Source organism: Streptomyces recifensis, assembly GCF_002154615.1.
GTDB classification, from domain to species: Bacteria; Actinomycetota; Actinomycetes; order Streptomycetales; family Streptomycetaceae; genus Streptomyces; species Streptomyces griseoluteus.
In genome coordinates this window covers 1-10,935 of sequence record NZ_MUNH01000383.1, presented here as the reverse complement: position 1 = coordinate 10,935, position 10,935 = coordinate 1, and the positions used below count along the sequence as shown (strand labels likewise).

Annotated in this window: 12 protein-coding genes and 1 pseudogene; 7 read left to right on the top strand and 6 right to left on the bottom strand. The window is 73.8% G+C overall.

Annotated elements, in window-relative coordinates; translation table 11 throughout:
• The 4 genes and pseudogenes from CCN33_RS33145 to CCN33_RS20020 all read right to left on the bottom strand — a co-directional run.
• Nucleotides 1-92, bottom strand: a pseudogene (locus tag CCN33_RS33145) (precorrin-6A/cobalt-precorrin-6A reductase); the annotation flags it as partial.
• A gap of 21 nt (nt 93-113) precedes the next feature.
• Nucleotides 114-875 carry a sulfite exporter TauE/SafE family protein gene (locus tag CCN33_RS20030; RefSeq protein WP_086694953.1) on the bottom strand — a complete coding sequence of 254 codons (762 nt, stop codon included), beginning with the start codon at nt 873-875 and terminating at the stop codon, nt 114-116.
• Between the two features lie 46 nt (nt 876-921).
• Nucleotides 922-2,433 carry a long-chain-fatty-acid--CoA ligase gene (locus tag CCN33_RS20025; RefSeq protein ID WP_086694952.1) on the bottom strand — a complete coding sequence of 504 codons (1,512 nt, stop codon included), beginning with the start codon at nt 2,431-2,433 and terminating at the stop codon, nt 922-924.
• 74 nt (nt 2,434-2,507) lie between these two features.
• A complete protein-coding gene (locus CCN33_RS20020) occupies nt 2,508-3,695 on the bottom strand; it encodes a thiolase family protein (RefSeq protein WP_086694951.1) in 1,188 nt (395 codons plus the stop codon).
• A 174-nt stretch (nt 3,696-3,869) separates the two neighbouring features.
• On the opposite strand from CCN33_RS20020, the gene CCN33_RS20015 reads away from it, so the two are divergent.
• The gene (locus CCN33_RS20015; RefSeq protein WP_086694950.1) at nt 3,870-4,676 is read left to right on the top strand and encodes an alpha/beta hydrolase; all 807 of its coding nucleotides are present in this window, start codon (nt 3,870-3,872) and stop codon (nt 4,674-4,676) included.
• On the opposite strand, the gene CCN33_RS20010 is transcribed toward CCN33_RS20015, so the two are convergent.
• Nucleotides 4,673-5,533: a Cof-type HAD-IIB family hydrolase gene (locus tag CCN33_RS20010; protein ID WP_086694949.1), complete on the bottom strand. Its 861-nt coding sequence runs from the start codon at nt 5,531-5,533 to the stop codon at nt 4,673-4,675. The two genes, CCN33_RS20015 and CCN33_RS20010, sit on opposite strands and share 4 nt — an antisense overlap.
• A gap of 201 nt (nt 5,534-5,734) precedes the next feature.
• On the opposite strand from CCN33_RS20010, the gene CCN33_RS20005 reads away from it, so the two are divergent.
• The 3 genes from CCN33_RS20005 (at nt 5,735) to CCN33_RS19995 (ending at nt 7,735) form a co-directional block, all read left to right on the top strand.
• On the top strand, nt 5,735-6,547 hold the full coding sequence (locus CCN33_RS20005; RefSeq protein WP_086694954.1) for an SAM-dependent methyltransferase: 813 nt from the start codon (nt 5,735-5,737) through the stop codon (nt 6,545-6,547).
• Between the two features lie 92 nt (nt 6,548-6,639).
• Entirely contained in the window at nt 6,640-7,167 is a 528-nt protein-coding gene (locus CCN33_RS20000; RefSeq protein WP_167387906.1) for an NUDIX hydrolase family protein, read from the top strand.
• A gap of 112 nt (nt 7,168-7,279) precedes the next feature.
• On the top strand, nt 7,280-7,735 hold the full coding sequence (locus CCN33_RS19995; RefSeq protein WP_086694947.1) for a Crp/Fnr family transcriptional regulator: 456 nt from the start codon (nt 7,280-7,282) through the stop codon (nt 7,733-7,735).
• On the opposite strand, the gene CCN33_RS19990 is transcribed toward CCN33_RS19995, so the two are convergent.
• Nucleotides 7,711-8,418, bottom strand: a complete 708-nt coding sequence (locus CCN33_RS19990) for a response regulator (protein ID WP_086694946.1) — start codon at nt 8,416-8,418, stop codon at nt 7,711-7,713. The genes CCN33_RS19995 and CCN33_RS19990 overlap by 25 nt on opposite strands.
• A 325-nt stretch (nt 8,419-8,743) precedes the next feature.
• Between CCN33_RS19990 and CCN33_RS19985 the strand changes: the two genes are divergently transcribed.
• The 3 genes from CCN33_RS19985 to CCN33_RS19975 form a co-directional block, all read left to right on the top strand.
• A complete protein-coding gene (locus CCN33_RS19985; protein ID WP_086694945.1) occupies nt 8,744-9,670 on the top strand; it encodes a universal stress protein in 927 nt (308 codons plus the stop codon).
• Between the two features lie 17 nt (nt 9,671-9,687).
• On the top strand, nt 9,688-10,542 hold the full coding sequence (locus tag CCN33_RS19980) for a universal stress protein (protein WP_086694944.1): 855 nt from the start codon (nt 9,688-9,690) through the stop codon (nt 10,540-10,542).
• Between the two features lie 141 nt (nt 10,543-10,683).
• Nucleotides 10,684-10,935 (top strand): alcohol dehydrogenase catalytic domain-containing protein (locus CCN33_RS19975; protein WP_167387905.1); only part of this gene is annotated, 252 nt, incomplete at its 3' end.

Genomic DNA, 10,935 nt, shown 5'->3' with positions numbered 1-10,935 from the left:
GTGGTGACCCGGAGGCCGGGGCGGGCGGAGAGGACGGCGGCGAGGCGGCGGGACTCGGTGGTGCCGCCGAGGATCAGGACGTGCGCGGGCATGGGGTGAGCGTACGCATCCGGTCAGGTCAGGAGGAGTTCGACGGCCCCGACGATCGTCGCCACGATGACGATGCGGTCGAACAGCCGCTGGTTGATCCGGTGGACGGCCCACCGGCCGAGGAACGCGCCGGGCACGACGAAGACCAGCAGGGCCGCGTCCAGCAGCAGCGAGTCGCCGTCGATCAGGCCGAGGGCGGCGCTGAAGGGGATCTTGGCGACGTTGACGATGAGGAAGAAGAAGGCGGAGGTGCCGAGGAAACCCATTTTGCGGAAGCCCGCGGAGAGGAGGTACATCGACATCACCGGTCCGCCCGCGTTGGCGACCATGGTGGTGAAGCCGCCCGTCACGCCGTACGCCCCCGCCGTCACCCGGCCGGTCCGCGTGCTGACGTCCTCCGTCGCCTCCTGACGCCGTCGCCACAGGGTGATGCCGGTCATCATCAGCAGGATCGCGCCGATGGAGATCCGTACGATCCCGTCGCCGACGCGGGCGAGGAACAGGGTGCCCGCCACCACTCCGGCCGCGACGGCGGGGAACAGCCGCCAGAGGGTCGGCCAGTGGGCGTGGCGCCGGTAGGTGAGGACGGCGAAGGTGTCGCCCGCGATGAGGAGCGGGAGGAGTACGCCGGTGGAGGCGCGGGCGGGCAGGACGGCCGCGAAGACGGCGAGGCTGACCGTGTTGGCCCCGCTGACGGCGGTCTTGGAGAAGCCGACGAGGAGGGCGGCGAGGGCCAGGGCGGCGAACTCCCAGCCGGATATGTGCCAGAGCGTCATCATGTTCATGCGAAGACTGATGCTAGGTGCACACGTCCGGCCGGGCGCCGGTGGCTCAGCGGGCGGTGTACCGGGCGCGCAGTTCGCGCTTGAGCACCTTCATGCTGGGGCCGAGCGGAAGGACGTCCGTGAACTCCATACGGCGTGGGTACTTGTGCTTGCCGAGGTGCTCCTTGGACCACGCGGTGATCGCGGCGGCGTCGGGCGTGGTGCCCGGCGCGGGGACGACGACCGCGCAGATCTCCTCGCCGTGCAGCTCGTCGGGGAGCCCGATGACGGCGACCTGGGCGATCTCCGGGTGCCGGGCGAGCACCTCCTCGACCTCGCGGGGGTAGACGTTGTAGCCGCCGCGGATGATGACGTCCTTCTTGCGGTCGACGATCCGCAGGAACCCGTCCTCGTCCTTGGTGCCGAGGTCACCGGTGCGGAACCAGCCGTCGACCAGCGCCTCGGCGGTGGCCTCCGGGCGGCCGAGGTAGCCGGAGAAGACGTTGTGGCCCCGGATGACGACCTCGCCCAGCTCGCCGGGCGCGAGGAGTTCGACCCGGTCCTCGACGTCGGCCCGGGTGATCTCGGCGTCCACCCCCCACAGCGGGTGCCCGATGGTGCCGGCGCGGGTGCCGAAGACGGGCTGGTTGACGGTGGCGGCCGGGGAGGTCTCCGAGAGGCCGTACCCCTCGTAGATCCGGGCGCCGAACGCCGACTCGAACCTCTCCAGCACGGCCACCGGCAGCGAGGCGCCGCCGGAGATGCACAGCCGCAGCTCGGGCAGGGCGGCGGCGTCGGCCGCGACGGCGGCGAGGGACACGAACATGGTGGGGACGCCGTGGAAGGTGTTGACGCGCTCGGCGACCATGATCTCGATCGCGCGGGCGGCGTCGAAGCGCGGCAGCAGGACGAGCGTCGCGCCCGCGCGCCAGGTGGAGTTGAGGGAGACCGTCTGCCCGAAGGCGTGGAAGAGCGGGAGCGCGCCGAGGACGACGTCGTCGGGGCGGATGTCGTTGGCGTCGAAGGCGTTGACGGTCGCGTTCATCACGATGTTGAAGTGACTGAGCACGGCCCCCTTCGGGACGCCGGTGGTGCCGCTGGTGTAGAAGACGACGGCCGGGTCGTCGGCGGACCGGGTGACGTACGAGTGCGGCGGCTCGGCGTCGACCGCCAGCTTCTCCAGTTCCTCGCCGAGGACGACCACGCGGATGCCGAGGGGCTCGGCGGCCGCGCGGGCGGTGGCCTCCTGGGCGGGGTGGGCGAGCAACAGGGTGGCGCCGCTGTCCTTGAGGACGTGCTCGACCTCGGTGGCCGAGAGCAGCAGGTGGACGGGGACGACGACACCGCCCACCGCCATGGCGGCGTAGTAGGCGAGCGGGAACTCGGCGGTGTTGGGGGCCATCAGGGCGACCCGGTCACCCGGCCGTACGCCGAGGGCGGTGAGCGCGCCGGCCTGGGCGAGGGAGCGCCTCCAGGCTTCGGCGAAGGTGAGGCGCAGGTCGCCCTCGACGAGGGCCGTCCGGTCGGGGCGGCGGCGGGCGTTCTCGGCCAGGATGGCGGCGACGGACAGGGTTGCCATGAGGTGCGGCTCCGTTTCCTGCGGTGCGACTCGTGCTGCGGAACTCCCTTGCCAGGAAGGTCCGTCGGGGTGGTTCAGGGGCGCTCCACCAGGACCGCGCTGCCCTGCCCGACGCCGACGCACATGGTGGCGAGGCCACGTCCGGCGCCGGTGCGGCGCATGCGGTGCAGCAGGGTGGTGAGGATGCGGGCGCCGGAGCAGCCGAGGGGATGGCCGAGGGCGATGGCGCCGCCGGTCGGGTTCACCAGGCCGGGGTCGATGCCCAGTTGGTCGACGGAGGCGAGGGCCTGGGCGGCGAACGCCTCGTTGAACTCGGCCTCTTGAAGGTCGTCGACGCTCCAGCCGACGCGGGCGAGCGCCTTGCGGGTGGCGGGTACCGGGCCGATGCCCATCACGTCGGGGTGGACGCCGGCCGAGGCGCCGGCGACGTACCGGCCGAGCGATTCGAGGCCGAGTTCCTCGAGCGCGTCCTCGCTGACCAGGAGGAGTCCGGCGGCGCCGTCGTTCATGGGGGAGGCGTTGCCCGCGGTGACCGTGCCGTCCTTGCGGAAGACCGGCTTGAGGCGGGCAAGTTTCTCCAGGGAGGTGTCCTCGCGTACGCATTCGTCGCGGTCGACGGTGATGCCGTCCGGACGCTCCACGGGCAGCAGTTCGGCGTCGAAGTGGCCGTTCTTCCGCGCGGTGGCGGCGAGTTGGTGGCTGCGCAGGGCGAACTCGTCCTGTCGTTCGCGGGAGATGCCGTACCGCTGGGCGACCTCCTCGGCGGTCTCGCCCATGGCCAGGACGCCGTGCAGGTCCTTCATCGCCGGGTTGGTGAGGCGCCAGCCGAGGCGGGTGTCGTAGGTCTCCATGCGGTGCGGGAGGGCCTCGTCGGGGCGGGGCAGCACGAAGGGGGCGCGGCTCATGGACTCGGAGCCGCCCGCGACGACGATGTCCGCCTCACCGGCCGCGATGGTGCGGGCGGCGGTGGTGACGGCCTCCAGGCCGGAGGCGCAGAGCCGGTTGACGGTGGCGCCGGGCACGGAGTCGGGGAGCCCGGCGAGCAGGACGGCCATGCGGGCGATGTTGCGGTTGTCCTCGCCGGCCTGGTTGGCGGCGCCCCAGTACACGTCGTCGATCCGGGCCGGGTCGAGGGCGGGCACGCCGCTCACCAGGTCGCGGACGACGGCCGCCGCGAGATCGTCGGGCCGCACGGAGGACAGGGCGCCGCGCAGCTTGCCGATGGGCGTGCGGCGGGCGGCCGCGAAGTGGACGGGACGCAACTCGGGACTCCTGACCGACGACGTTGTGGATCAGCGTGAACCTACGCCCCGCCGGGACGGAGCGGCTTAATTAGCACTGCTAGTTTTGGGCTCTACCGGACTATAGACCTCGCACCGGCCCCCTGGGAAGATCCCCCCGGAGTGACCCACGCGACCACGCCGGAGGAGAGCCGCATGACCGACGTACGCGCCCACATCCGCCAGGGCGTCCACGGTGCGCTGCACGTACGCGCCTGGCCGCACCCGGCGCCCCGCTACCTCGCCCTGCTGGTGCACGGGTACGGCGAGCACGCGGGCCGGTACGACGAGGTCGCCGGGGTGCTCACCGGCCACGGCGCGGCGGTGTACGCCCCCGACCACCTCGGGCACGGCAGGTCGGCCGGCGAGCGGGCGGTGATCGGGGACTTCGAGGACGTGGTGACCGACCTCCACACGGCGGCGGACCTGGCCCGCGCCGAACACACAGGTCTGCCGCTGGTCATGGTGGGCCACTCCATGGGCGGCCTGATCGCGGCCCGCTACGCCCAGCGGTACGGGTCCGAGCTGAGCGCGCTGGTGTTGTCGGGGCCGGTGGTCGGCACGTGGGCGCTGCCCGGGCGGCTCCTGGCGCTGGACGAGATCCCCGACATGCCGATCAGCCCGGCCGCGCTCTCCCGCGACCCGGCGGTGGGCGCGGCCTACGCCGCCGACCCGCTGGTGTGGCACGGCCCCATGAAGAGGCCGACTCTCCTGGCGTTCGAACGGGGACTGGCGGCGGTGGCCGCGGGCGGCGACCTCGGCGGCCTGCCGCTGCTCTGGCTGCACGGCGAGGACGACCGGCTGGTCCCGGTCGAGGGCAGCCGCACCGGCGTGGAGCGCCTCGGCGCCGGCCGCGCCACCGCGCGCGTCCTCCCCGGCGCCCGCCACGAGGTCTTCAACGAGATCGACCGTGCGAAGGTCTTCGCGGAGCTGACGGGCTTCCTGGACTCGGTGCTCGGCTAGAGGGTTATGCCCAGTATCCGCGCGATCGTCCGGGGCACCCCGTGGTCGTTGTTGGAGGGGGCCAGGTGGCGGGCGCGGCTGATGACGTCCGGGTGGGCGTTGGCCATGGCGAAGGACCAGTCGGCCGCGTCCAGCATCTCCAGGTCGTTGAGGTAGTCGCCGAAGACCATGGTCTGGGCCGGGGTGATGCCCAGCTCGCGCTGGAGGCCGCGCAGGGCGGCGCCCTTGTTGGCGGTGCGGTTCATCACGTCCACCCAGTGCTCGCCGGACACCACGACCTGATGGCTGTCGGCGAAGGGCGCGAGGGCGGGGGCGGCACCCTGCTCGGCGGAGCCGAAGTCGTACACCGCGACCTTGATGATCTCGTCGTCCACCGCGGTCACGTCCTCGACCACGCGGTGCGAGACGTAATACTTGCGCACCTCCGCGAGGAACGCCTCGTCGCTCCGCTCCACGTACGCGGCGCGCTTGCCGCAGACCACGGCGCCGGCGTCCACGCCCCGCGCGGCCAGCCCCCGGACCGTGCGGGCCAGCTCGGCGGCGGTCGCCTGGTCCAGCGGGTCGGAGCTGAGTTCGACGCCGTCGCGGACGACGTAGGTGCCGTTCTCCGCGATGAACACCATGCCCTCGGCCACGTCGGCGAACTCCTCGGCCAGCGTGGCGTACTGGCGGCCGCTCGCGGGGCTGAACAGCACGCCCCGGCGCCGTAGTTCGGCGAGCAGGGGCCGCAGGGTGGCGGGCGGCCGCTTGTCGTCGTCCAGCAGGGTGCCGTCCATGTCGGTCACCACCAGGCGGATGTCGGCGGGTCCCGAGGGCTCGCCGGGGACGTCGAGGAGGGGCGCGGGCGTCGCTGACATGTGCTGCTTCCGGTCGGTTCGCGGGACGCCCCCAGTGTTCCTCATGGCCCGGACGGGCTTGTCCCTGGGCGGGGCGGGCGGTCCGGGGATGCCCGTTCGGTGCCCGTTCGCGTACCGTGCGCGATTTTCGGGACACCGGGATCGCCGGACGGCACAATGACGCGGGACGGCGTGATCAAGGAGCGGCGGAAGGGCGGCACGTTGAGCGACCAGGACTCCGCCACGGCCGGGGCGGCACGGCCGGACACCTCCGTGGCGCACAACGCGCGGGTCTGGAACTTCTGGATCGGTGGCGACGCCCACCACGAGGTGGACCGGCGCGTGGGTGAGCAGGTCGCCGGGATGTTCCCGGTGATCCGGGACGTGGCCCGCGCGGACCGGGAATTCCTGGTGCGCGCGGTGCGCCACCTGGCGGTCGAGCGGGGCATCCGGCAGTTCCTCGACCTGGGCGCCGGGCTGCCGGCCGCGGACAACACGCACGACATCGCCCAGCGGGTGGCCCCCGAGTCGCGGATCGTCTACGTCGACAACGACCCGGTCGTGCCGGCCCACGCGCGCGCCCTGCTCACCGGCTCCCCCGAGGGCGTCACGGACTACGTCGACGCCGACGTCCGGGACCCGGACGCCGTCGTGCGACGCGCCGCGAAGACGCTGGACCTGGACCGGCCGGTCGCGGTGCTGATGCTCGGCATCCTCAACTTCGTCCTGGACGGCGCCGAGGCACGGGAGATCGTCCGCCGGATCATGGCCGCCGTCCCCTCCGGCAGTGTGCTGGTGCTCACCCACCCGACCTTCGACGCTGAAGTGGGCGGCGCGGGGAACGTGACCGCCATGGAGTTCTGGAACGCCCACGCCACCCCGCCGATCACCGGCCGCGGCCGCGCGGAGATCGCGTCCTTCCTCGACGGTCTGGAGCCGGTCGAGCCGGGCCTCGTGCCCTGCTCGCAGTGGCGTCCGGACGCGGCGGACGCGCTCCCCGTACCGCAGTTCGGGGCCGTCGCCGTGAAACCGTGAGCCTCCCCGACCCACGCAAGCCGCCTGTGTCCGAGCCCGCCCGCACCCGCGGCGGGTACCCACCCGGAAAGTATGATCAAGCAATGTCTGACATGACCGAGACCACGCCCGGCTGGCTGACCACGGACGAGCTGGAGATGGCCAGGGCCCGGATGCCGATCCTGTACGTCGAGGCCGTGCCCGTGCGGGTGGACGACAGCGGTGAAGTCACCAGTATCGGGCTGCTGTTGCGCATCGGCCCGGACGGCACGGTCAGCCGTACCCTGGTCTCCGGCCGGGTCCTGCACCACGAGCGGGTGCGCGACGCGCTGCTGCGACACCTGGAGAAGGACCTCGGCCCGGTGGCCCTGCCCCGCGTCCCCGTCTCCACCCAGCCGTTCACGGTCGCGGAGTACTTCCCCACCGCCGGTGTCACCCCCTACCACGACCCGCGTCAGCACGCGGTCTCCCTGGCCTACATCGTGCCGGTGACCGGCGACTGCCGTCCCCGGCAGGACGCGCTGGACCTGGTCTGGTTCACCCCGCAGGAGGCCGCCTCGGCGGCCCTGCACGGCGAGATGCCCGGCGGCCACGGCGCCCTGCTGAAGCAGGCGCTGGCCCACGTGGGCATCGTCTTCTAGCCCTGGTCCGGCCGGGGGCCGAAGGGTCCCCGGCCGGGGCCGAACGGCCCGTGGCGCACCGGACCGGAGCGGTACGACCCTGAGGGCAGACGCCTCGAAGGGAGCCGGTGCGATGACCACGACCACCATGACCACGGCCCTGGAACCACTGCAGCGCGAGCGGCTGATGGAGCTGGCCCGCGAGGTCTCCTTCCCGGTCGGCACCCGGCTCTTCGAGGAGGGGCGGCGCGCCGACCGGTTCTGGATCGTCCGCACCGGCACGGTCTGCCTCGACCTCCATGTCCCCGGCCGCCGTCCGGCCGTGGTGGAGTCTCTCGGCCACGGCGAACTCGTCGGCTGGTCCTGGTACTTCGCGCCCTGCGTATGGCACCTGGGCGGCGAGGCGATGAGCCCGGTGCGGGCCTGGGAGTTCGACGCCGAGACGGTCCGCGCCCGCTGCGCCGAGGACCCCGCCTTCGGCCGGGCGGTCGCCACCTGGGTGGGCCGGGTGGTCGCCCACCGCCTGCACTCCTCCCGCGTCCGCCTCCTCGACCTGTACGCCCCCTACGGCAGCGGCGGCCTGCGCTGAGCCCCCGGGGGGTCGAGCCGCGAGGCGAGCACCGCCGCCTGGACCCGGCGCTGGACGCCGAGCTTGGCGAGCAGCCGGGAGATGTGGTTCTTGACCGTCTTCTCGGAGAGGTAGAGCCGCTTGCCGATCTCCCGGTTGGTCAGGCCGTCCCCGATCAGGGCGAGGACGTCCCGCTCGCGGGGCGAGAGGGCCTCCAGCTCGGGCGGCAGCGCGGGGGTGGTTTCGGCGGGGTCGGCGCGCAGTGAGCGCAGCAGCCGGGCGGTGGTCGCGGGGTCCAGCATCGACTGCCCGGAGGCGACCGTGCGCACCGCGGAGACCAGGTCGGAGCCCTTGATCTGCTTCAGCACATATCCGGCGGCCCCTGCCATGATCGCGTCGAGCAGGGCGTCCTCGTCGTCGAACGAGGTCAGCATCAGGCAGGCCAGGCCCGGCATGCGGTCGCGCAGTTCCCGGCAGACGGTGATGCCGTCGCCGTCGGGGAGCCGCACGTCCAGCACGGCGACGTGCGGGCGCAGCGCGGGGCCGCGGGCAAGGGCGTGCGCGGCGGTGTCGGCCTCGCCGACCACCGCGATGTCGGGTTCGGCGTCCAGCAGGTCGACGAGGCCCCGGCGGACGACCTCGTGGTCGTCCAGCAGGAAGACCCGGACGGGGTCCTGCTCCGTGAAGGTGCGTGTCTCGGGCATGACGGCCTTTCGTTCCCCTGGGCCGCCAGGCGCGACGGACGGCCCACCGGCACGATCATCGCCGGTCCACGACATCCAGGCCAGGGGGTGTCTCGCGGAGCTTCACGGATCAGCCGGCGTGGCCAGGAGTCGCGGGCCCGCGAAGATCGGCGGGACACCCTTCGGGGCCGACCGGACCTGGTCGGCGCGACTTCCGGTCCCCCGGAGGGACCTGTGGCCGTGGCCGGGAGGGACGGTTGCGGTCAGGCTGGTGGGTGGGCCGCCGTACGGCACCCGGAAGAGCCGGGACGTGAGAGCCCCGCACGAGCCCAGGGAGGTGCAGGCGATGCCCCGAACCGTGACCGCGGGACTGGACGGCTCCGCCGAGAGCCGGGCCGCCGTCGAGTGGGCGGCGCGCGAAGCGGTGCTGCGCGGGCTGCCGCTGCGGCTCGTACAGGTGTGGGAACCGCTGCCGGACCCGCTGGCACAGGCCCCGCTGCTGGGTGCCGAGGCCCAGCAGGACTGGATCGAGCGGGCGCCGGACGAGAGCGCGGAGGGGCTGCGGCTGCGCCATCCCGGCCTGGAGGTGATCGCCGAACGGCGCACCGGCGACCCGGTGGACGTGCTGTGCGAGGCCGCCGGGACCTGCGAACTGCTGGCGCTCGGCTCGCGCGGCCTGGGCGGGCTGCGCGGGTTCATCGTGGGCTCGGTGGGCCTCGCGGTCTCCGGCCACGCCGACTGCCCGGTGGTGCTGGTCAGGGCGGGCGAGCAGGCCCCCGACGAGCACCGGGCGGACCCCACGGGCATCCCGTCGGCCGCGACGCCGTTCCGGCCGGTGGTGCTGGGCCTGGACATCACCGCGCCCGACGCGGCCCTGCTGGAGTTCGCCCTCGGCGCGGCCGCGCTGCGCGGCGCCCCGCTGCGGGTGGTGTACGCCTGGACGCCGCAGCCCGCGCCCTCGTACAACAGCCCCGGATACGCCTACGAGGCGGAGGCGCCTCCGGTCGTCGAGGAGGCGCTGGAGCCGCGTAACGCGTTCATGCTCGGCCGGGCGCTCGAGCCCTGGCGGGAGTCGTTCCCGGACGTCGACGTGGTCGAGGCGGCCGTGGAGGGCAGCGCCGGGTCGGTGCTGGTGGACGCCTCCCGCGACGCCTGCCTGGTCGTGGTCGGCCGCCGGGTGCGCTCGGCCCGGTTCGGCGCGCACCTCGGACACGTCGCGCACGCCGTGCTGCACCACTCCCCCGCCCCCGTCGCCGTCGTCCCGCACGCCTGACCGAAGTGGAGAGCCCCATGGACGAGCCGATCGTGGTCGGTGTGGACGGTTCCGCGCCCAGCCTGCGCGCCGTGGACTGGGGCGCCGAGGAGGCCGCCCTGCGCGGGGCGCCGCTGCGCCTGGTGTACGCCTCGCTCTGGGAGCGCTACGAGGGCGAGCTGATCGCCCAGGAGCTCAACCGTCCCGTCGAGGAGGTCATGGCGAGGGACGTGGTCGGCACCGCCGAGGCCCGCGCCCGGTCGCGCCGGCCCGGCGTGGAGGTCACCACCGACGTGCTGGCCGGCGAACCGGAGTACGCGCTGGTCCGGGAGAGCAGTACCGCCCGCGCGGTGGTGCTGGGCAGCCGGGGGCGCAGCGGGTTCACCGAGGCGCTGCTCGGCTCGGTCAGCCTGACGGTCGCCGGGCACGCGCACTGCCCGGTGTTCGTGCTGCGCGACGGCCCGGAGGACGAGGTGCCGGGCGGCTCACCGCGGATCGTGCTGGCGGTCGGCGACAAGCCGCGGGACGCGGCCGCCGTCCGGTTCGCCGCCGAGGAGGCCGGACTGCGCGGCCTCCCGCTGGAGGCGGTCCGCGCCTGGCGGCGGCCCTCGGGCTTCACCGGCCACGACGCGGGCGAGGGCGACCCGGAGGAGGCCGCGCGGGAAGTGGTGGCCGAGGCCCTGCGGGACGTGCCGGAAGGGGTGGCGACGGTCGTCCGTACCCCGGAGGGCCCCACCCGTGACGCCCTCGTCGAGGCGGCGCGGGGCGCCACCCTCCTGGTGGTCGGCGGCCATCCCCGGCACGGTGGCTTCGGCCTCCAGCTCGGCCGGGTCGCCCACGGCGTGCTCCACCGCGCCCCCTGCCCGGTCGCGGTGGTCCCGCAACCGGCGTAGCCGCCCCGGCCCGCCGGACGCGGGCCGGGCGTCCCGTGCGCGTGAGCGCCGGGGCGGCGAAGCTGGAAACAGGGGCCGGCTCCTGGCCGTGACGGCAGGCGCGGGGTCAGCAGCGGGCCGGCCGAAGAGGTGAGGAGCGTCATGAAGGGCTTCGTCTTTCACGGACCGGGCCAGGCGTCCTGGGAGGACGTCCCGGACCCCGCTGTCAAGGAGCCGACCGACGCGATCGTCAGGGTCGGCATGGTGTCCATCTGCGGGACCGACCTGCACATCCTCAAGGGCGACGTGCCCGAGGTGCCGCCCGGCACGGTGCTGGGTCACGAGGCGGTGGGCGAGATCGTCGACGTGGGCAGCGACGTGCGCACGGTCCGGCCGGGCGACCGGGTGCTGGTC